The sequence below is a fragment of the Streptomyces vastus genome (assembly GCF_039532825.1).
GTDB lineage: Bacteria > Actinomycetota > Actinomycetes > Streptomycetales > Streptomycetaceae > Streptomyces > Streptomyces vastus.
On the sequence record NZ_BAAASJ010000036.1, the window covers coordinates 122,648 to 142,416 of the forward strand.

At 67.4% G+C, this 19,769-nt stretch carries 20 protein-coding genes, 4 tRNA genes and 5 pseudogenes; 8 read left to right on the forward strand and 21 right to left on the reverse strand.

Annotated elements, in window-relative coordinates; genetic code table 11:
• Positions 1 to 144: 144 nt before the first annotated feature.
• The 8 genes from rplL to ABD357_RS18815 form a co-directional block, all read right to left on the reverse strand.
• A complete protein-coding gene (rplL, locus tag ABD357_RS18780; RefSeq protein WP_165337690.1) occupies positions 145 to 531 on the reverse strand; it encodes a 50S ribosomal protein L7/L12 in 387 nt (128 codons plus the stop codon).
• A gap of 125 nt (positions 532 to 656) precedes the next feature.
• Entirely contained in the window at positions 657 to 1,199 is a 543-nt protein-coding gene (rplJ, locus tag ABD357_RS18785) for a 50S ribosomal protein L10 (RefSeq protein WP_344391449.1), read from the reverse strand.
• Between the two features lie 403 nt (positions 1,200 to 1,602).
• Entirely contained in the window at positions 1,603 to 2,502 is a 900-nt protein-coding gene (locus tag ABD357_RS18790; protein ID WP_344391450.1) for an SCO4651 family lipoprotein, read from the reverse strand.
• Between the two features lie 162 nt (positions 2,503 to 2,664).
• The gene (rplA, locus tag ABD357_RS18795; protein ID WP_328771065.1) at positions 2,665 to 3,390 is read right to left on the reverse strand and encodes a 50S ribosomal protein L1; all 726 of its coding nucleotides are present in this window, start codon (positions 3,388 to 3,390) and stop codon (positions 2,665 to 2,667) included.
• Between the two features lie 98 nt (positions 3,391 to 3,488).
• A complete protein-coding gene (rplK, locus tag ABD357_RS18800; protein WP_165337694.1) occupies positions 3,489 to 3,923 on the reverse strand; it encodes a 50S ribosomal protein L11 in 435 nt (144 codons plus the stop codon).
• A 167-nt stretch (positions 3,924 to 4,090) separates the two neighbouring features.
• Positions 4,091 to 4,957 carry a transcription termination/antitermination protein NusG gene (gene nusG, locus ABD357_RS18805; protein WP_344391452.1) on the reverse strand — a complete coding sequence of 289 codons (867 nt, stop codon included), beginning with the start codon at positions 4,955 to 4,957 and terminating at the stop codon, positions 4,091 to 4,093.
• Between the two features lie 78 nt (positions 4,958 to 5,035).
• Positions 5,036 to 5,323, reverse strand: a complete 288-nt coding sequence (gene secE, locus ABD357_RS18810) for a preprotein translocase subunit SecE (RefSeq protein WP_165261552.1) — start codon at positions 5,321 to 5,323, stop codon at positions 5,036 to 5,038.
• 108 nt (positions 5,324 to 5,431) lie between these two features.
• Positions 5,432 to 5,504 (reverse strand) — tRNA-Trp (locus ABD357_RS18815).
• 203 nt (positions 5,505 to 5,707) lie between these two features.
• Here ABD357_RS18815 and ABD357_RS18820 point away from each other — a divergent pair.
• A complete protein-coding gene (locus tag ABD357_RS18820) occupies positions 5,708 to 6,934 on the forward strand; it encodes a pyridoxal phosphate-dependent aminotransferase (RefSeq protein ID WP_344391455.1) in 1,227 nt (408 codons plus the stop codon).
• Between the two features lie 228 nt (positions 6,935 to 7,162).
• Positions 7,163 to 8,179 (forward strand): adenosine deaminase, encoded by a 1,017-nt coding sequence (locus ABD357_RS18825; protein ID WP_344391456.1) that lies wholly within the window; start codon positions 7,163 to 7,165, stop codon positions 8,177 to 8,179.
• A gap of 39 nt (positions 8,180 to 8,218) precedes the next feature.
• On the opposite strand, the gene ABD357_RS18830 is transcribed toward ABD357_RS18825, so the two are convergent.
• The 8 genes and pseudogenes from ABD357_RS18830 to ABD357_RS18865 all read right to left on the reverse strand — a co-directional run bounded on the left by ABD357_RS18830 (position 8,219) and on the right by ABD357_RS18865 (position 11,375).
• Complete coding sequence (locus ABD357_RS18830) at positions 8,219 to 9,280, reverse strand: UDP-N-acetylmuramate dehydrogenase (protein ID WP_344391458.1); 1,062 nt, start codon at positions 9,278 to 9,280, stop codon at positions 8,219 to 8,221.
• Between the two features lie 56 nt (positions 9,281 to 9,336).
• Positions 9,337 to 9,621 (reverse strand): annotated as a pseudogene (locus ABD357_RS18835) (DUF3291 domain-containing protein); the annotation flags it as partial.
• Positions 9,615 to 9,839, reverse strand: a pseudogene (locus ABD357_RS18840) (MFS transporter); the annotation flags it as partial. The pseudogenes ABD357_RS18840 and ABD357_RS18835, both read right to left, overlap by 7 nt.
• A 79-nt stretch (positions 9,840 to 9,918) precedes the next feature.
• Complete coding sequence (locus ABD357_RS18845; protein WP_344391459.1) at positions 9,919 to 10,347, reverse strand: MaoC family dehydratase; 429 nt, start codon at positions 10,345 to 10,347, stop codon at positions 9,919 to 9,921.
• A gap of 5 nt (positions 10,348 to 10,352) precedes the next feature.
• Positions 10,353 to 10,805 (reverse strand): FAS1-like dehydratase domain-containing protein, encoded by a 453-nt coding sequence (locus ABD357_RS18850; RefSeq protein WP_344391460.1) that lies wholly within the window; start codon positions 10,803 to 10,805, stop codon positions 10,353 to 10,355.
• Between the two features lie 126 nt (positions 10,806 to 10,931).
• Positions 10,932 to 11,096 carry a 50S ribosomal protein L33 gene (gene rpmG / locus ABD357_RS18855; RefSeq protein WP_003948671.1) on the reverse strand — a complete coding sequence of 55 codons (165 nt, stop codon included), beginning with the start codon at positions 11,094 to 11,096 and terminating at the stop codon, positions 10,932 to 10,934.
• A gap of 90 nt (positions 11,097 to 11,186) precedes the next feature.
• Positions 11,187 to 11,259: transfer RNA gene (locus ABD357_RS18860), tRNA-Met, on the reverse strand.
• 43 nt (positions 11,260 to 11,302) lie between these two features.
• Positions 11,303 to 11,375, reverse strand: a tRNA-Thr gene (locus tag ABD357_RS18865).
• A 256-nt stretch (positions 11,376 to 11,631) separates the two neighbouring features.
• Here ABD357_RS18865 and ABD357_RS18870 point away from each other — a divergent pair.
• Entirely contained in the window at positions 11,632 to 12,882 is a 1,251-nt protein-coding gene (locus ABD357_RS18870) for an amidohydrolase family protein (RefSeq protein ID WP_344391461.1), read from the forward strand.
• A 172-nt stretch (positions 12,883 to 13,054) separates the two neighbouring features.
• Here ABD357_RS18870 and ABD357_RS18875 read toward each other — a convergent pair whose 3' ends face one another.
• Positions 13,055 to 14,071: a hypothetical protein gene (locus ABD357_RS18875; RefSeq protein ID WP_344391462.1), complete on the reverse strand. Its 1,017-nt coding sequence runs from the start codon at positions 14,069 to 14,071 to the stop codon at positions 13,055 to 13,057.
• Positions 14,072 to 14,233: 162 nt separating this feature from the next.
• On the opposite strand from ABD357_RS18875, the gene ABD357_RS18880 reads away from it, so the two are divergent.
• The gene (locus tag ABD357_RS18880; RefSeq protein ID WP_344391463.1) at positions 14,234 to 14,890 is read left to right on the forward strand and encodes an SDR family oxidoreductase; all 657 of its coding nucleotides are present in this window, start codon (positions 14,234 to 14,236) and stop codon (positions 14,888 to 14,890) included.
• 130 nt (positions 14,891 to 15,020) lie between these two features.
• A complete protein-coding gene (locus ABD357_RS18885; protein WP_344391464.1) occupies positions 15,021 to 15,401 on the forward strand; it encodes a nuclear transport factor 2 family protein in 381 nt (126 codons plus the stop codon).
• Positions 15,402 to 15,792: 391 nt separating this feature from the next.
• Here ABD357_RS18885 and ABD357_RS18890 read toward each other — a convergent pair.
• Positions 15,793 to 15,874 (reverse strand) — tRNA-Tyr (locus tag ABD357_RS18890).
• Between the two features lie 201 nt (positions 15,875 to 16,075).
• On the opposite strand from ABD357_RS18890, the gene ABD357_RS18895 reads away from it, so the two are divergent.
• Complete coding sequence (locus tag ABD357_RS18895) at positions 16,076 to 16,564, forward strand: YajQ family cyclic di-GMP-binding protein (protein ID WP_328771052.1); 489 nt, start codon at positions 16,076 to 16,078, stop codon at positions 16,562 to 16,564.
• An 88-nt stretch (positions 16,565 to 16,652) separates the two neighbouring features.
• On the opposite strand, the gene ABD357_RS18900 is transcribed toward ABD357_RS18895, so the two are convergent.
• From ABD357_RS18900 to ABD357_RS44740, 3 genes and pseudogenes are all read right to left on the reverse strand, one after another.
• Complete coding sequence (locus ABD357_RS18900) at positions 16,653 to 16,919, reverse strand: GlsB/YeaQ/YmgE family stress response membrane protein (protein ID WP_344391466.1); 267 nt, start codon at positions 16,917 to 16,919, stop codon at positions 16,653 to 16,655.
• A gap of 481 nt (positions 16,920 to 17,400) precedes the next feature.
• Entirely contained in the window at positions 17,401 to 18,534 is a 1,134-nt protein-coding gene (locus tag ABD357_RS18905) for a barstar family protein (RefSeq protein ID WP_344391467.1), read from the reverse strand.
• Between the two features lie 12 nt (positions 18,535 to 18,546).
• A pseudogene (locus ABD357_RS44740) lies at positions 18,547 to 18,651 on the reverse strand (YccF domain-containing protein); the annotation flags it as partial.
• A gap of 118 nt (positions 18,652 to 18,769) precedes the next feature.
• Here ABD357_RS44740 and ABD357_RS18910 point away from each other — a divergent pair.
• Positions 18,770 to 19,176: pseudogene (locus ABD357_RS18910) on the forward strand (YccF domain-containing protein).
• Positions 19,177 to 19,386: 210 nt separating this feature from the next.
• Positions 19,387 to 19,473: pseudogene (locus ABD357_RS44745) on the forward strand (helix-turn-helix domain-containing protein); the annotation flags it as partial.
• Positions 19,474 to 19,769 lie beyond the last annotated feature (296 nt).

Here is a 19,769-nt window from a genome sequence, read left to right on the forward strand (position 1 = left end):
GCAAGGCAGCCGCACGGCGCCCCCTCGAACGCCGAAGAGCGACCACCCAACTGGGTGATCGCTCCTCAGTGCGTCCGCGTTACAGCCCTACGGGAGAGCCGTGTCACGGGAAGTCGCCGTGCGGCCGTGGCCGCACGTGGAGACTTACTTGACCTCGACGGAGGCGCCGGCGCCCTTGAGGGACTCGGCGGCCTTGTCGGCGGCGTCCTTGGCGACCTTCTCGAGGACGGGCTTCGGGGCGCCGTCCACGAGGTCCTTGGCCTCCTTCAGACCCAGGGAGGTCAGCTCACGCACGACCTTGATGACCTGGATCTTCTTGTCGCCGGCACCCGTGAGGATGACGTCGAACTCGTCCTGCTCGGGCTCGGCCTCGGCGGCCGGGGCGGCCGGGCCACCGGCGGCGACGACGGCGGCCGGGGCGGCAGCGGTGACGTCGAACTTGTCCTCGAAGGCCTTCACGAACTCGGAGAGCTCGATGAGGGTCATCTCCTCGAACTGCGCGAGCAGGTCTTCCTGGCTGAGCTTCGCCATGATGGGCGATCCTTCCACTAATTCGGCTGGTGCCGGATGTACATGTCGGCGGGCGTACGTTGGGCCCGCTTCGACCGTCGCCTCAGGGCTGCTGCCTTGAGGCCGCGGTCAATGTGCGAGCCGAATTACTCGGCACCGCCCTGCTCGGCCTTCTTGACACGAAGCGCCTCCGCGGTACGGACGAACTTCGAGGGAAGCGCCTGGAAGACCGCGGCAGCCTGGGACGGCTTGGCCTTCATGGCGCCTGCCAGCTTGGCGAGCAGAACCTCGCGGGACTCGAGGTCCGCAAGCTTCTTGATCTCGTCGGCGGACAGCGCCTTGCCCTCAAGGACACCGCCCTTGATGACGAGAGCGGGGTTGGTCTTGGCAAAGTCACGAAGACCCTTCGCCGCCTCGACCGGGTCACCGGTCACGAAGGCAACAGCGGTCGAGCCCTCAAGGTGCTCGTCCAGCTCGACCCCGGCCTGCTTGGCCGCGATCTGGGTCAGCGTGTTCTTCACCACTCGGTACTGAGCGTTCTCGCCGAGAGAACGGCGGAGCTCCTGGAGCTGCGCCACGGACAGTCCGACGTAAGAAGTCACGACAGCAGCGTTGGAGTTGCGCAGCTTCATCGTGATCTCTTCAACGGCTGCGACTTTGTCCTCTGCGACCTTGTTGGACGTCGCCATGTGCCTCGGCCTCCTTCCGGGGTGATGATCCTCGGCTGACCTCTCGATCAGCCGCACGTCGCCGGACCGCCTGAATCAGGCACGCGAGGAAGGGGCTCGTCTCAACATCAAAACGAAACGCCCCGGCGCAGGCGCACGGGGCGTGAACTCGACCGGACATCCCTGACGGGATACGGGAGCTCTTCCACAGTCACCTGCGCGGGTCGCCCGCAGTTCAGCGGATCCTTCGGCCACCATGTCCTCGTACGAGCACACGGCAACGACCAGCGGTCTTTGGCTTCCGTGGAAGAGTACGCGACCGGCCGAGTGTCAAGCAAATCCGCCGGCGGTCCAACCGGGGCACGCCCGCTCAGCAGCAACAACACACGCTTCCTGTTGGAGCGTTCACGTCATGATGAAGCGTTCACGCCGACGGCTGAGTCCCCGCCAGGTCCTTGAAATCCGCCGTGTCAGCAGCCGGAGGCTCCTCGGCGGAGACCTCCACCCCGTAGTCGCTGTAGTACGCCGTGGAGGACATCGACCCGCTGGCCATCTCCCCCTTCTCGACCTTCTTCACCAGCAGATCGTCATCGTCGACCCAGATGTCGACCGTCTGGGTGGTGATGCCTGCCTGCTCCAACTGACGCTTCAGGTCAGCCAGTTGCCCTTCACTGAGACTCGAGTTCCGCACAGCGAGATCCGCGACGTCCACCGTCCCGGAGTAGTGCGTGGTGTTCACCCCACGCACCGTCTCGTCACCGACCTTCCGCACATCACCGGAGGCCAACAGCAGTTTCACCGACTGATTGGGCGTGGTGTTCTGCATCTGATCCTTCAGATACGCCCCCGAACCACCGGCGAGGTCCGCCAGATCGTCGTACGCGTACTTGATCCAGTGCTTGCCGCCCGCCTGCGCGGCGAACTGGTCGCTCATCTTCGCGTAGTAGGCGTCGGGCAGATAGCGGGCCTCCATCGACGTGGAGCCCATCTGACGCATCGTGTCGGCCATCGTCCCGCCGGTGTACGTGATCGTCAGATTGCCGGTGAGGCCGTCGGCCCAGCCGAGCGCGCCGTCCGCCTCCATGGACATCATCGAGCCCATGGTCGTCGTGGCCTCGACCTTGGCGGAGTCGGCCTTGTCCGTGGTCGTCTCCACGGAACGCAGGGCCGCTATCGGGCTCACACGGGCCGCGTCCTTGCCGGCCGCCTTGTCGTCGTCCCCCGAACTCTGGCCGGAGTCCGAGCCGGTACAGGCCGCCACCCCTGTCAACGCGGCCACCACCGCGATCGAGAGTCCCACGCGGCGCACGCTCGTGCTCGTCATTCGTCCCACCCCTATGCAATTCCTGTGCCCCGCACGCTAGCGCAGGCCACTGACACCCGGCTCAGGAAATCCACACCCACCAATGGGACGAGCCCCGCACCTCGAAAGGTTGCGGGGCCCGCTGACAAGAACGCGTACGCGACTGCCGGGTGAGTCTCGGACTCAGACGGCGGCCGGGTCCTCCTCGACGAGGAGGTTGCGGGTGCGGTTCGGGTCGACCGGAATGCCGGGGCCCATCGTGGTGGTGATGGCGGCCTTCTTGATGTACCGGCCCTTCGCGGCGGACGGCTTCAGACGGAGGATCTCCTCCAGCGCGGCGCCGTAGTTCTCCACCAGCTTGGTGTCGTCGAAGGAAGACTTGCCGATGATGAAGTGCAGGTTGGAGTGCTTGTCGACGCGGAACTCGATCTTTCCGCCCTTGATCTCGGTCACGGCCTTGGCCACGTCCGGGGTCACGGTGCCGGTCTTCGGGTTCGGCATCAGACCACGCGGGCCGAGGACCCGGCCGAGGCGGCCGACCTTGCCCATGAGGTCCGGGGTGGCGACGACGGCGTCGAAGTCCAGACGGCCCTTCGACACCTCGTCGATCAGCTCGTCGGAGCCGACGATGTCGGCGCCCGCGGCGGTCGCGGCCTCGGCACGGTCACCGGTCGCGAAGACCAGGACCCGGGCGGTCTTGCCGGTGCCGTGCGGGAGGTTCACGGTGCCACGGACCATCTGGTCGGCCTTGCGCGGGTCAACGCCCAGGCGGAAGGCGACCTCGACGGTGCCGTCGAACTTGGTGGTGGAGGTCTCCTTGGCGAGACGCACGGCCTCGAGCGGGGCGTACAGCTTCTCCCGGTCGATCTTGGCGTCCGCAGCGCGGAGAGACTTGCTGCGCTTGCTCACTGCTGCTCCTGATGTGTTCTGAAGGAGTCGTGGTACGGGCCGAGCAGGCCCTTCCACGTGCGGCCTCGCGAGCCGCATGATTCTTACGAAGGTAGGGCTCAGCCCTCGACCGTGATGCCCATGGAACGCGCGGTACCGGCGATGATCTTCGCCGCGGCGTCCAGGTCGTTCGCGTTCAGGTCGGGCATCTTCGTGGTGGCGATCTCGCGGACCTGCGCCTCGGTGATCTTGGCGACCTTGGTCTTGTGCGGCTCGCCGGAGCCCTTCTGCACGCCCGCAGCCTTGAGGATCATCTTGGCGGCCGGCGGCGTCTTGGTGATGAAGGTGAAGGAGCGGTCCTCGTAGACCGTGATCTCCACCGGGATCACCGAGCCACGCTGCGACTCGGTCGCGGCGTTGTAGGCCTTGCAGAACTCCATGATGTTGACGCCGTGCTGGCCCAGCGCCGGGCCGACCGGCGGAGCCGGGTTGGCGGCACCGGCCTGGATCTGGAGCTTGATCAGCCCCGTGACCTTCTTCTTCTTGGGAGGCATTCCGGGTCCTCTGCCTTTTCTTGTGTCTTGCCTTGTCATGTTGCCGCGAGGGCAACCGCACCACGATAACGGCCAACGTGGCACAGCCTGAAACCGAGCAGGTCAGACCGCCTGTGGAAGCCGGTCTGACCTGGACGGAAGTGGGTGTTCCAGAAGGCTCCGGGGAGCTAGTTCTTCTGGATCTGGTCGAAGGACAGCTCGACCGGAGTCTCCCGGCCGAAGATCTCGACGAGCCCCTTGACCTTCTTCGAGTCGGCGTTGATCTCGTTGATGGTCGCCTGGAGCGTCGCGAACGGGCCGTCGGTGACGGTGACCGAGTCGCCGACCTCGAAGTCCAGCACCTGGACCTCGACCTTGCGGGCCGGAGTCGGCTTGCCCTCGGCCTCGGCGGCCTCCCGGGCGGCCTTCTCCTCGGCCTCAGGGGCGAGCATCTTGACGATCTCGTCCAGGGTCAGCGGGTACGGGTCGTAGGCGTTGCCCACGAAGCCGGTGACACCGGGCGTGTTGCGGACGACGCCCCAGGACTCGTTCGTCAGATCCATACGGACGAGAACGTAACCGGGCAGCTTGTTCTGCCGGACGTTCTTACGCTCGCCGTTCTTGATCTGGACGATCTCTTCCTCGGGGACCTCGGCCTGGTAGATGAATTCCTCGACGTTCAGCGAGACGGCGCGCTGCTCCAGGTTGGCCTTCACGCGCTTCTCGTAGCCGGCGTAGGTGTGGATGACGTACCACTCGCCGGGCAGCCCGCGAAGCTCCTCGCGGAGGGCGGTGACCGGGTCGACCGGCTCGGCCTCTTCCTCCGCGGCCTCTGCTTCGGCTTCCTCCGGGGCTTCTTCCGCAGCTTCCTCGGCGACGGCCGCGTCCTCGTCCGACGCGTCCTCGGAAGCCTCGGTCAGGGCAGCCTCTTCGGTGTTCTCAGTGATGTCGGTGTTCTCGACGTTCTTCTCAGCGTCCGCAGCCTCGACGATGTCGAGCTCGTCCTCAACGGACTCCGCCGACTCGATGGCGTCGTTCAGGTTCGGGTCAGACACGGTGGCTGCTTCTTCCTGGATACATAGCGGTGGAACACGCGAAAGCGGGCGCCGAGTACGGCGCCCTTCGCGCCTGGCTCAGCCGAAGACGTACTTGGCCGCCTTGTCGAGCCCAAAGTCAATCACAGTCACCAGACCGATCATGATGACAACAAAGACGATCACCACAGTGGTGTAGGTCGTCAGCTGGCTGCGAGTCGGCCAGACAACCTTGCGGAGTTCCGCGACGATCTGGCGATAGAAGAGGGCGAGGCGCTTCAGCGGGCCCTTCTTGGCACGCTTGCCGCCCTTGCGGCCCTTCTTCTTGGACTCCGGCACCTCATCCTGGGCATCAGGCATGTCGATGGAGCCCACGGCGTCCGTCACTCGTCCTCACCTGATTCCGGGTCGTGGCCGTGCCGCGCCCGGTCGAGCCGCACGGCGGGTGCATTGCAGTACGTACATGCGCACACATCCTGACGAAGGAGTGTGTAGCAGGGCCGGAGGGACTTGAACCCCCAACCGCTGGTTTTGGAGACCAGTGCTCTACCAATTGAGCTACGACCCTTTGTTTCCCTTCAACGTACCGCATCCGTCCGAGTGCTCGGTGTGCACCCGGTGCGTGCGGCCGGTGAAGGCCAACGAGGTGAGAGTGTACGTGGTCGGCGGCCGGTCGTCGAACAGATAGCGCCCGTACGGGCCTTGGCGAAGCCCGCTCAGTCTGTGAAACCCGTGTGCCGCGGACGTTTCGGGTCTGGAACGATGGGCCCCATGAGCGCTGCAACCCCTCCCACCGAGCGCCGGGTCTCCGCCCGAGTCGGTGCGATCTCCGAGTCCGCCACCCTCGCCGTGGACGCCAAGGCCAAGGCCCTGAAGGCCGCAGGACGTCCGGTGATCGGCTTCGGCGCCGGTGAGCCCGACTTCCCGACGCCGGACTACATCGTCGAGGCCGCCATCGAGGCGTGCAAGAACCCGAAGTACCACCGCTACACGCCGGCCGGTGGCCTTCCCGAGCTGAAGGCCGCGATCGCCGCCAAGACGCTGCGCGACTCCGGGTACGAGCCCGAGGTCTCGCAGATCCTGGTGACCAACGGCGGCAAGCAGGCCATCTACGAGGCGTTCGCCGCGATCCTCGACCCGGGCGACGAGGTGATCGTCCCGGCTCCGTACTGGACGACGTACCCGGAGTCGATCCGCCTCGCCGGCGGTGTCCCGGTCGAGGTCGTCGCCGACGAGACCACCGGCTACCGAGTCTCGGTCGAGCAGCTGGAAGCCGCCCGTACGGAGAAGACCAAGGTCGTCCTCTTCGTGTCCCCGTCCAACCCGACCGGCGCCGTCTACAACCGGGCCGACACCGAGGCCATCGGCCGCTGGGCCGTCGAGCACGGCCTGTGGGTGATGACGGACGAGATCTACGAGCACCTGGTCTACGGAGACGCCGCTTCCGTGTCGCTGCCGGCTCTCCTGCCCGAGCTGCGCGACAAGTGCGTCGTGGTCAACGGCGTGGCGAAGACGTACGCGATGACGGGTTGGCGCGTCGGCTGGATCATCGGTCCGAAGGATGTGGTGAAGGCCGCGACGAACCTCCAGTCGCATGCCACGTCCAATGTGTCGAACGTGGCGCAGATCGCCGCGCTCGCCGCCGTCTCGGGCGACCTGGACGCCGTGGCCAAGATGCGTGAGGCGTTCGACCGGCGCCGCAAGACCATCGTTCGGATGCTGAACGAGATCGACGGCGTCGTCTGCCCCGAGCCCGAGGGCGCCTTCTACGCGTACCCCTCCGTGAAGACCCTCATCGGCAAGGAGATCCGCGGCAAGCGCCCGAAGGACTCGGTCGAGCTGGCGGCCCTGATCCTGGAGGAGGCCGAGGTCGCGGTCGTTCCGGGCGAGGCCTTCGGCACTCCGGGTTACCTGCGGCTTTCTTACGCCCTGGGTGACGAGGACCTCGTCGAAGGTGTCTCCCGGATCCAGAAGCTGCTCGCGGAGGCACGGGCCTGACGTGTACGGCGCACAAGCGGGCCTCCGGATCGGATCCGGAGGCCCGCTTGTGCGTTCAGGCACGCGCTCGTTCGGTGAACTCCGCTGCCTGTCGAAGACCACATACGGCAGGATCTTCAGGTGACTCCACCCCTGTCGGGGTTTCCCGCCCGGTTGACACCGAGCGGCGGACAAGCCCTGCCCGACGCCTTTCGGCACGCAGTGGAGTTTAGCGCCTACGGAGAGTTCATGGAGACGGTTCGAGACATCCAGTTGTTGCCGAAAGCCCATCTGCACCTGCACTTCACCGGGTCGATGCGGATCACCACCCTGCTGGAGCTGGCCGACAAGCACGGGATCCATCTTCCCGACGCGCTGACCAGCGGGGAGCCGCCGAAGCTGCGGGCCACGGACGAGCGGGGCTGGTTCCGTTTCCAGCGGCTGTACGACGCGGCGCGGTCGTGCCTCAGAGAGCCCGAGGACATTCAGCGGCTGGTGCGCGAGGCGGCCGAGGAGGACCTCAGGGACGGCTCCGGCTGGCTGGAGATCCAGGTCGATCCGACGTCGTACGCGCCTCGCCTGGGCGGGCTGATTCCGGCCCTGGAGATCATCCTGGACGCGGTGGACTCGGCCGCGCGGGAGACGGGGCTCGGGATGCGGGTCCTGGTGGCCGCGAACCGTATGAAGCACCCGCTGGACGCCCGCACGCTGGCCCGTCTGGCCGTGCGGTACGCGGACCGCGGCATCGTCGGCTTCGGGCTCTCCAACGACGAACGCCGTGGCATGGCACGGGACTTCGACCGGGCCTTCGCCATCGCGCGCGATGGCGGGTTGCTGGCCGCTCCGCACGGCGGCGAGCTGACGGGGCCCTCCTCGGTGCGCGACTGCCTGGACGACCTGGATGCGTCGCGGATCGGGCACGGGGTGCGGGCCGCCGAGGACCCTCGTCTGCTGAAGCGGCTCGCGGACCGTGGTGTGACATGTGAGGTGTGCCCGGCGTCGAACGTCGCCCTGGGGGTGTATGAAAAGCCGGAGGACGTCCCCTTGCGCACACTTTTCGAAGCAGGGGTCCCCATGGCGCTCGGTGCGGACGATCCCCTTCTCTTCGGATCACGTCTGGCCGCCCAGTACGAGATCGCGCGCCGTCATCACGGTTTCACGGATGCGGAACTGGCCGAATTGGCGCGGCAGTCGGTACGGGGATCGGCGGCGCCCAAGGATGTCAAGGAGAAGTTGCTGTCCGGGATCGACGACTGGCTTGCCTGAACCTTCGGTACGCCGTCCTGCCCGCGGGCGATGGGCCGGTCAGAGGTAGACGCCCACCATCACCGGTTCGTTGACCAGTGTGATTCCGAAGGTGGCGTGGACTCCGGCGACGACTTCGCGGGCCAGTGCGAGCAGGTCCTCGGTGGTGGACTCGCCGCGGTTGGTGAGGGCGAGGGTGTGCTTGGTGGAGATGCGTGCGGGGCCGGTGCCGTAGCCCTTGGCGAAGCCCGACTTGTCGATCAGCCAGGCCGCGGAGGTCTTCGTGTGGCCGTTGCCCGCCGGGTACGCGGGTGGGGTGGCGTCCGTGCCCAGATGTGCCTGCACGCGCGCGTGGAAGGCGGCGAACTCCTCGTCCGTGAGGATCGGATTGGTGAAGAAGGACCCTGCCGACCAGGTGTCGTGGTCTTCGGGGTCCAGGACCATGCCCTTGCCGGAGCGCAGCTTCAGGACGGTCTCGCGGGCGGCTGCGAGGGGGACGCGCTCGCCGGCCTCGACCCCCAGGGCGCGGGCGGTCTCGGCGTATTTGATCGGTGCGGAGAGCCCGTCCGCGTCCTCCAGCGCGAAACGCACGCGCAGGACGACGAAGCGCTCGGGGTCGGCCTTGAAGCGGCTGTGGCGGTACGAGAAGGCGCACTCGGCGTTCGGGATGGTGACCGTTTCGCGGGTATTCCGGTCGTACGCGATCACTTCGGTGATCGTCGACGACACTTCCTGGCCGTACGCGCCAACGTTCTGGATGGGTGTCGCGCCCGCGGAGCCGGGGATTCCGGCAAGGCACTCGATGCCTGCGAGGCCCGCCTCGACGGTGCGGGTGACCGCGTCGGTCCACACCTCGCCGGCGGCCAGCTCCAGCTTTGTACCGTCGAGTTCGAAGCCGCGGGTGGCGATGCGCAGGGCGGTTCCCGCGAAGCCCTTGTCGCCGATGACCAGGTTGGAGCCGCCGCCGATGAGCAGTAGCGGCGTACCGGTGTCGTCGGCCTCGCGGACGGCGGCGACCACTTCCGCGTCGGTCGTCGCGGTGATCAGCCGCGCTGCGGGACCGCCGAGCCGAAAGGTGGTCAGTGGGGCGAGTGGGGCGTCGTGGAGTTCCAGCACGTGCACAAGGGTACGAGAACGGCCCCGCCGGTCAGGGCGGGGCCGTGCTCCGTGTGGCTCGGCTACAGGCGCCGGAGCGCATCCGGCCAGTCAAGCGGAAGGTCGTCCGTCGTCACTGTCCAGGTGGCGAACTTCGCGTCCAGCATCTGAGAGCCGAGCCCCCGGACTGTCGGCGCATGGGTGCCGGAGCGCGCGAAGGCCTTGAGCGCCGCGGGTGACTCCAGGGCGGGCAGCGTCCAGAAGGTCCGCCGCAATGGCGCCGCCTTCAGGGAGGCCCCGTACGCGCCCGGTGCCCTGCGCACCTGCCGCCACACACCGGGGCTCCTGGCGAGGAACTTGAGCGCTCCCCGAGCGCCGCACCGAACATCAGCAGCACGGCGAAGGTCAGCGTGTACGCGCTCACGGTCCATTCCAGGTCGTCCATCCCTCCCCCGAGGTCCTCACGGATCGACGGCAGGGCAGTGGTGACGACGAGGTTGTCGAGCGCCGCCATGAACCCGGCGACGCTGGTGATGACGAGGGCCCAGACTGCTCCCCCGCGCCGTGGTGTCTCCTGTGAAGTCAAGGGGCTTCAGGAGCCCCTACAGAGCGCATGAGTAAGGAGCACGCCTCCATTGAGAGTGCCCCTTACTCATGCGACGCCATCAAGCCAGTCGTACGACCGCCTGCGCCCGCCCCAGCACCTTCTGTCCCGCGCTCATCGCCGTGAGGTCGACGCGCACGGTGTTGTCGTCGAGCTTGGCCGCGACCTTGGCGCCGATCTCGATCGTGGCTCCCTTGTCGTCGTTCGGGACGACCACGGGCTTGGTGAAGCGCACGCCGTACTCGACGACCGCTCCCGGATCCCCCACCCAGTCGGTGACGACCCGCGCCGCTTCGGCCATCGTGAACATGCCGTGCGCGATGACATCCGGGAGGCCGACCGCGACCGCGAACTTCTCGTTCCAGTGGATCGGGTTGAAGTCCCCGGAGGCGCCCGCGTACTGCACGAGCGTGGCGCGGGTCACCGGGAAGGTCTGAGCCGGCAGTTCGGCGCCGACCTCGACGTCGTCGTACGCGATCTTCGTCGTCATACCTCTCAGCCCTCCTCTGCCGCGCGGGCCACGAGCTTCGTCCAGGCGGTCACCACATGCTCGCCGGCCTCGTCGTGGACCTCGCCCCGGATGTCCAGGATGTCGTTGCCCGCCATGGACTTGATCGCCTCGATCGTCGAGACGACCGTCAGCCGGTCCCCCGCGCGCACCGGGCGCTTGTAGGCGAACTTCTGGTCGCCGTGCACCACCCGGCTGTAGTCGAGGCCCAGTTGGGGGTCCTGGACGACCTGTCCCGCGGCCTTGTAGGTGATCGCGAACACGAAGGTGGGCGGGGCGATCACATCGGCGTACCCGAGTGCCTTGGCAGCTTCCGGGTCCGTATAGGCGGGGTTGGGATCCCCTACTGCCTCCGCGAACTCGCGGATCTTCTCCCGGCCGACCTCATACGGGTCGGTGGGCGGGTAGGACCGCCCCACGAACGACTGGTCGAGCGCCATGGCCCGGTACCTCCTGATGTTCGCTGTGATTGCCGGAACAAGCATGCGTGAGCGTCGCCCCGGCGAGCCGACAACGACGCGAGGCCGCCCCCGTTAGCTGGGGACGGCCTCGTGTACGAGCCTGTTTTATCGCGTCTCGCGATGCGCGGTGTGCGCATTGCAACGCGGGCAGTGCTTCTTCATCTCAAGACGGTCCGGGTTGTTACGCCGGTTCTTCTTGGTGATGTAGTTCCGCTCCTTGCACTCCACGCAGGCCAGCGTGATCTTCGGGCGGACGTCGGTGGCAGCCACGTGAGTGCTCCTTGACGAACGGATGGGACAGGTACAACGCACAGAAGAGTAGCCGATCGAAGGACCGACCCCACAATCGGCTACTGTCAGTAGCGGTGACCGGACTTGAACCGGTGACACAGCGATTATGAGCCGCTTGCTCTACCGACTGAGCTACACCGCTGCGATGCGCTCGGACCGCCTCACGGCGGAACCTCACACACCAGAGCCCCAATACGGAATCGAACCGTAGACCTTCTCCTTACCATGGAGACGCTCTGCCGACTGAGCTATTGGGGCGAGCGATGAAGACATTACACGCTCGGCAGCCGTTCGCCCAAATCCGTTTCGCCGTACCTGTCCGCCCCCGTTCCCGGCATTCTGTGCGGCTCCCAGGAGCTCCACAAGCGCTCCAACAGCCCCGTATGCACGGCGGACCACACCGGTACGACTATTCCGCTCCTCCTCGAAGCGCACTGCTCGCCACCCTAGGCTCGACTCACGCTGCGTGATCAGATGTCCCCTTTGCGCAGCAGCACCGAGACCCAGGAGCGCGATGCCCGACAGCCGGCCGCAGCAGCCCCCTTCGTCGCCGGGTTCCTCGTCGGGCTGGACCGACGGCTCCGCCCTGCTGCTGTGCGGCGCGCGGCTCACCGACGGGCGGACCGTGGACGTGCGGCTGGGCGGCGGGCGCATCGAGGCGGTCGGCACGGCCGGCAGTCTCAGCATGCACACCGCGCGCGTGGATCTCACCGGCTATCTCCTCCTGCCCGCCCCCACGGAGCCGCACGCCCACGGTGACACGGCCCTGTCAGCGGACGGCGACGGTCCGGTCTCGTACGACGATCAGGAGGTCCAGCGCCGTACGACCGAGGCCGCCCTGCTCCACCTCGGGCACGGGGCCACGGCGTTGCGTTCCCACGTACGCATCGGCGACGTCCAGGGGCTCGGCGCGCTGGCGGCGGTACTCCAGGCGCGGCGCACGCTGCGGGGACTCGCCGAGCTGACGGCGGTGGCGATGCCGCGGGTGCTGACCGGGCTCGCCGGGGCGGAGGAGCTGGCGATGCTGCGGGACGCCGTGAAAATGGGCGCCTCCGTAGTGGGTGGTTGTCCGGATCTCGACCCCGATCCGACGGGGTATGTGGAGGCGGTCCTGGAGGTCGCTTCAGAGCACGGCTGCCCGGTCGATCTGCACACGGACGGTGACGATCCGGCGCGGCTCGCGCGGCTCGCGGCGATGGCGGGCGGGCTGCGGCCCGGGGTGACGCTCGGCCCGTGCGGCGGATTCGGGCGGCTGCCCCCGGATGTGGCGTCGCGGGCCGCGGACCAGCTCTCCGCAGCGGGGGTGACCGTCGTCTGCTTGCCCCAGGGCGGCTGTTCGGGCGTCGAGCGGCGCGGGACGGCTCCGGTACGACTGCTGCGGGCGGCCGGGGTACGGGTCGTTGCGGGCAGCGGCGCCCTGAGGGACGTATCGAACCCTGTGGGGCGCGGAGATCCGCTGGAGGCGGCGTATCTGCTGGCCTCGCGCTACGGGCTGCGGCCCGAAGACGCGTACGACGCGGTGAGTTCGTCGGCGCGTGCAGCGCTCGGGCTGCCCGAGGTGCGGGTGGAGGCCGGATTCCCGGCTGAGCTGCTCGCCGTGCGCGGGGACCGGCTGGCGGGGGCGCTGTCGTTGGCGTACAGCCGGATCGTGGTGCACCAGGGGCGGGTGGTGGCGCGGACGAATGCTGTGCGGGAGTTCTGCGGCTCGGCTGCTGCGGTGGCGTTGGATCTGCCTCGGCAGGGGCGGGGTGGGGGGGCGTCTTGAGGGTTCACGCACGCGTGCGCGCGGAGGGATTTTGGGATCCACGCGCGCGTGGAAAGTGATTCGGGTCCACGCGCGCGTGGAGGGTGATTGGGGTTCACGCGCGCGTGCCGGTGTTTTCACCTGTACCGATGGCTTCGGGCGCCGACGGGGCCGTCCCCGACGGCTTCGGCTGTCAGAAGCCGCCGCTCAGCATCCCGCCCGTGAACGGGTTGCCGGGGCCCATGAACGCTTCTGCCGGCACCTCGGTGGCGCCGGAGGGGGCGCTGACGTCGGATGCCTTGCCGAAGGTGAGGACGAGCGGGAGCCGGGCGCCCTTCGGCTTGTCCGCGAGGGCGGCGAGGTTGACCGAGACGCGAGTCAAGTCGCCGTTCTTCAGAGAGAAGTTGACGGCGATCTTCTTGTCGGGGGCCTCCTTGAGGTCCTTGTTGGTGGGCAGTTCGGTGCCCGCCGGGAGGTCGTCGGCCAGCGGCCGGAGTTTGTCGAAGACACCCGTGAGCAGGTCGCGGAACGAGGCCTTGGCGACGATCTGTTCGGTGCCATCGCTGCCGCCCTTGCTGCTGAAGGTGACTTCACGCGCGACGACACCGCGTACTGCCTTGAGGATCTTCTGCTGGGTCTTGGTATCGATCTCCTCGGAGCCCGATCTCTTGCCGGACTGCTCGAGTTCGGAGTTGTCGACCTTGACCCACTCACCTTCGAGGACCTTCCTGAGCTCTTTCTCGCTCTCGGGTAGTTCGTCGACCGTGGGGAACGGAACGCCCATCGCCTCGCCGAGCGCCTCCATGTCGGCGCGGTAGTACGTGAAGTCGCCGACGACCCGGAACTCGGCCAGGACGCCGTCGGCTCCCGAGACCCGCATGCCCATGCCGACGAGGTCCTTCTCGCCCGAATCGGCAAGCGGCTTCTTCGACTCGACGGACAGTTTGACGCGCAGTTCGGTGAAGAGCTTCGCGAACTCGGGCGGCAGTTCCTCGCCCGGCTCGGCCTCCGAGGCCAGCTTCATGAGCGCGGCGGGCTTGGCCTGGAGCCCCAACTCGAAGGAGAGCGACTTCTGTTCGCCGAGTCCCTCGACGGCGCGGTCGACCTTCTGCCCGGCGGTGAGGTTCTCGACCGTGCCGCAGGCGGCCGTACCGGCGAACAGGGCGGCGGCGCAACCGGCCGCGGTGAGGGGCTTGCGTATGGCAGTCATGGTTGCGGTCCTGGCGATGATGACGGTCTCCTCTTGACGCCACGCGGCGTCACCCTCGTAACTCAGCGATCGTTGTCGTAGTTCGTTGATCGCTCAGGAGACTCATGAGTTATCCACAGGGTTGTGCGGCGCGTGTCAGTGTCCGGGCGTACGGTCGAAGACATGCGCATTGTCATCGCTGGAGGTCATGGTCAGATCGCGCTGCGGCTGGAGCGCCTGCTCGCCGCGCGCGGTGACGAGGTCGCGGGCATCATCCGCCGACGCGAGCACGGGGACGATCTGCGGGCGGCCGGCGCCGAGCCCGTCCTGTGCGATCTGGAGTCGGCCTCGGTCGAGGAGGTCGCCGCGCATCTGCAGGGCGCCGACGCCGCCGTCTTCGCGGCCGGTGCCGGTCCGGGCAGCGGCGCCGCCCGCAAGGACACCGTGGATCGAGGGGCCGCCGTCCTCTTCGCGGACGCGGCGGTACGGGCCGGTGTTCGGCGGTACGTGGTGGTGTCGTCCATGGGCGCGGACCCGTCGCACCCCGGTGACGACGTCTTCGACGTGTACTTGCGCGCCAAGGGCGAGGCCGATGCGTACATACGCGGCTTCAGCAGCCTGGACTGGACGATCCTGCGTCCCGGGATGCTGACGAACGACGCAGGCACAGGTCTCGTACGCCTGGAGGCATCCACCGGGCGCGGGCCCATACCGCGCGATGACGTCGCGGCCGTCCTCGCGGAACTGTTGGATACTCCGGCGACGGCCGGGCTGACGCTGGAGCTGATCAGTGGGTCGGCGCCGGCTTCCGTGGCGGTGAAGTCGGTGGCGGGGAACTGAGGAGGCCGAGTTCGTCGGGCCAGTGCTGTTCGCTCTCGACGCAAGGGGCGGCGGCGGGCGTGGACCGGTGGTTGCCTGAGCACGTCTGGTTGCCTGAGCACGTCCTGTCAGCCCGAGCTGAGGAGTTGCCGTGCCCGCCGCCGAGGTTCCCACCGCACAGGAAACCCTGCTGCGGAAGATGTACGAGGTCTTCAGCACCGCTGAACGCGACACGTTCCTCCCGCACTGCCTGGCCCAGGACGTGGACTGGCCGAACGTCGCCGACGGAGTACGGCTGCACGGCCACGACGAGGTGCGCGCCTACTGGGCGGCGCAGTTCGAGGCCGCGCATCCCCTCGTACGGCTCGAGGGGCTGCGCCTCGACAAGGACGGGCAGCGGGTGGTCGCCACAGTGCGTCCGGGGCTGCGGGACGATGCGGGCGATCACTGGGCGGAGGAGCCGGTCGAGCATGTTTACCGCTTCGGTCCGGAGGGTTTGGTGAGCCGTATGGACATACGGCCGGTCTCCTGACGTCCGGCTTTTCTGACTGACCTCTGGCCGACCTGCCGGCCTCCGGCTCAGAGGGGCGGGGCGGGTCGGAAGGGTGTGCGGGATCCGGTTCGGAGAGGATCACCGGGCGGTCAAGTCCCATGGCTCTCGACCGGCAGATCATGGCTGTTCCCCGCTCTCACGCATGCGTCGAACGGCAACCGGCCGGATCCCTGTGCCGGATTCTTCTGCGCCAGTTCGACACTCGCCGCCGGCGTACTCCAGGTACGTGAAGCGGCTTGCTCAGCCCGGGAGAGGGGAGGGGCCGACGGCAGCTCACGTGGCGGGTGGGCCGGCATCCGGTCGGCGAGACGGCATGAAGAGACCCTCTCGGGCCTGCTTTCTCGCAGGCCCGAGAGGGTCTCCCTCAAAGTGGCGGCGCCAGGATTCGAACCTGGGAAGGCTGAGCCGGCAGATTTACAGTCTGCTCCCTTTGGCCGCTCGGGCACACCGCCGGGGGGTGCTGCCCTTCGCACCGCCTTTCGGCGGTGCTCCGTGGCAACGACGTAAACGATACCCGATGCCCAGGGGTGCTTCGCCACCCGATTGATCGGCACTCGGAGGGTGGGGGGTGGCTAGGCTTATGCGGATGCGGCCGGGACCGATGCCGGGCTCGACGGCCGCCCCACGCACCCCGATACAAGGAGCCACAGGACATGGCCGACTCCAGTTTCGACATCGTCTCGAAGGTCGAGCGGCAGGAGGTCGACAACGCCCTCAACCAGGCCGCCAAGGAAATCTCGCAGCGCTACGACTTCAAGAATGTGGGCGCCTCCATCTCTTGGTCCGGCGAGAAGATCCTGATGGAGGCGAACTCCGAGGAGCGGGTCAAGGCCATCCTCGACGTCTTCCAGTCCAAGCTGATCAAGCGCGGCATCTCGCTGAAGGCCCTGGACGCGGGCGAGCCGCAGCTCTCCGGCAAGGAGTACAAGATCTTCGCCTCCATCGAGGAGGGCATCTCCCAGGAAAACGCCAAAAAGGTGGCGAAGATCATTCGTGACGAGGGGCCGAAGGGCGTGAAGGCACAGGTTCAGGGCGATGAGCTGCGCGTCAGCTCGAAGAGCCGCGACGACCTGCAGGCCGTGATCGCACTACTGAAGGGCAAGGACTTCGACTTCGCGCTGCAGTTCGTGAACTACCGGTGACATCACGCTCGTTGCGCGTACGGGGAAGGGTGGGCACCCTCAGGTGCCCACCCTTCCCGACCGCTGGCTGCGGTTTGAGGGTGTCTGCTCACTTGCGCGAGTGGCCGAACAGGATGCGGTAGGCGACCAGCAGGACGAGGGAACCGCCGATCGCGGCGGCCCAGGTGGCGCCGTCGTAGAAATCCTTGGTGATCGGGTTGTCCAGCCAGCGGGCGGATATCCAGCCGCCGATGAACGCGCCCGCGACGCCGATGAGCGTCGTGCCGATGAAGCCGCCCGGATCGCGGCCAGGCAGCAGGAACTTGGCGATGGCGCCGGCCAGCAACCCCAGAATGATCCAGCTGATGATGCCCATACCGTGAACCTGCCCTTCCGTGCTGTACCCGTGCTGTGATCTTGCTCTCGCAAGGCTGTGCTCATGCCGCTCATGTGCTGCTGTTCGCGGCTTCGCCTGTACTGCGGTTCTTGCCGTTGATCGTGTGTTGTTGCTGGGGAGGACGCCCGTGCGGCGTCGGCCGGTTGCACTGATCAGCAAGGTGCCACTCATGACACAGTCCGGGGGCGAAGTGGCTGGCCGCGCGCCAGAGCGGACGGAGTTCTGGTCGGCAGGGCGGCATGGGCTCAACGACGCCCGGAGTGGACGCCTCACGGCGCATGCTACGGAGGTGCGTTCGTGGGCTCCGGAAGTGAAGGTCGGCGCCACGGCCGGGAGTGGTGGGCCTCAGTGGCGACACTCGTCATCAATTGCTTGATCTCGGTCATGGGTTCATAGTGCCCGGCGCCACTGACAATCCGGCGGGCTGTGGATGACCAAGCTGTGGATAACTAGTGCGCCGCTAGGCGAGGTGGACCTGGATGCCTTTGGCCGCAAGGAATTCGAGGAGTTCTTCGAAGGTCCAGGGCCGGTTGTCGATACGCGGCGTGAGACCGAGGCAGGTGCGAGCGACCTCCGCGTCGTGCCAGACCAGGTTGAAGGGCCAGCCGGCTCCCCAGCCGCCGCAGAGGCAGTCGGCCAGCGCGTCGAGACCGCAGCCGAAGTAGCCGCCGGGGCCGTTCAACGCCTCGCCCAGTGCGCAGAAGAAACCGGGCTCGTCGGTGATGTGACAACCGTCGAGGTGGTACGTACCGCCGGGTGCACCGTCCGGTTTGTGCGCGACGTGGTTGTCCCGCACCGTGTTGAGCCAGTAGCGGCGCCCCTCTGTGCCGCACCGCGCCCAGGAGTTGGGCCGAGCCGGGCGTCCGTCGTCCCACAGCTCCCAGACCTCCCGGGCAGCGGTCGGCGGCCGCTCGGACCACGGTTCCAGCGTGAGGTCCACCAGGCCGCGGCCGGCTGGGATCCAGGCGATGAGCTCGCCCTCGACGGCACACTGAATGGCGCGGCCGGATGCATCGAGGCGGATCAGCTTGGCGTGCCCGAGGTCTTCCTCGCCCGCGTTCAGCCCTGTACGCAGGGCTCCTTGCGGAGAACAGCCGAGCAGCCGCACGGAGGGTTCGACGAGGTCGGGCCGGCCGTTCTCGACGTATGCCAGATCCCGGCAGCTGCCCCGCGCTTCGTCCTCCGCACCGAGCAGCCGGTAGCCCGGGGAGAGCGGCGGGCACTGCGGATAGTCGAACGAGTTGTGCGGGGACTGGCGCGCCTCGATCGTGATGTCGAGCAGCGACAGGTCACGCGCGCACGGGTGGTCGCTGAGGACACGTACGTCCTCCAGGCACCACTCGTCGACCCGCTCGCCCTTCTTGTCGAGGATCTGCAGAACGAGGGAGCCGAGCGGCGCAGAGCCATCGGCACGCGCGCGTGCCAGGGCGGCGCCCAACTCCCCTTCGGGTGCGCAGCCCAGCAATGCGTACGTCGCGCGCGCGGGAGGACGCGGATCGCCGAAGAGGTTCTCGGCGTCCGCGCACAGGGCCCAGATCTCCTCGTCCTCAGCCTCGACGTCATAGGCCGCCAAGGCGTACTTCGGCTGCCGCACCCCCGCGCCGCTCTACCGGCGAGACGTCGCGAACGGCTGGTCCGTACGCACGATTTCGCGCCCCAAGGGCACCAGCGACACCGGGATCAGCTTGAAGTTCGCGATACCCAGCGGAATCGCTTCCCGACGCTCACAACACTCCCACAAGGGCGCTGCGCTTTCGGCTTCATACCTGAGCGTCGGATACTGGCTGGTGAAACCGGGTACGAGCGTCATTCGCGAAGGGGCAGCGATCATGAAACTGGTCAACCTCATCCTCAACGTCCTGTGGTTGATCTTCTGCGGGATCTGGATGGCACTCGCCTACACACTGGCTGCGCTGATCTGATCTGCTTCATCTTGATCGTGACGATCCCGTTCGGCGTTGCCTCGCTGCGGATCGCTGGCTTCGTGCTCTGGCCCTTCGGCCGTACGACGGTGCCGAAACCAGGCGCAGGAGCGGCCTCGCTGATCGGCAACGTGATCTGGATCATCTTCGCGGGTTGGTGGCTCGCCATCGGCCACCTCATCACGAGTATCCCGCTCTTCCTGTCGATTATCGGGATTCCCTTCGGCTGGGCGAACCTCAAGCTGATTCCGGTTTCTCTCACACCCTTGGGGCACGAGGTCGTCTCGACTGACGCAGGGTTCGGCGGTCGTTGATCTCAAGGGACGGCTTCGGCGGCAGTGCGGCGGCCCGGACTGGGGGTACGAATATCGCCCTGACCTGAGACTCTCTCCGGCCGTACCAGAACGCTCCCTGTGGGAGTGACGAGCGCGGAAGGTCGCACGGACGGGCGGCGGGCGCCGTACGCTCGAATCATGAGTGCCGACATTGGCAAGCGGCTTCAGGAAGTACGCAAGCGGCGCGGTATGACGCAGCGTCAGCTAGCGAGCGATTCCGGCGTGTCCCTGTCCTTGATCCGGAAGCTGGAGCAAGGGGAACGGGCTGACACGCGCCTGGAGACTGCGCGCCAACTGGCGCAGGCCCTGCGGGTGCCGACGACAAACCTCATTGCCGAACATGAGGACGAGCCGGAGGCGGCGCCTGGCGCTGATGATCGTTGGGAGTCTGTCCGGCGTGCGCTCGTGGCTCCGGTGCGGGCGGACGGGGTGGCGGAAGAGCCGACCGTGGACGGCGTGCGGGACGCCATGGGATCGGCCCTGCCACTCTTTTCTGGTGATCGTTTCGCAGAGCTGAGCAGGACGAGCTGGCGGGTGTGGTCGTTGTGCCAGATCGCGGCGGTCAGCGCGAG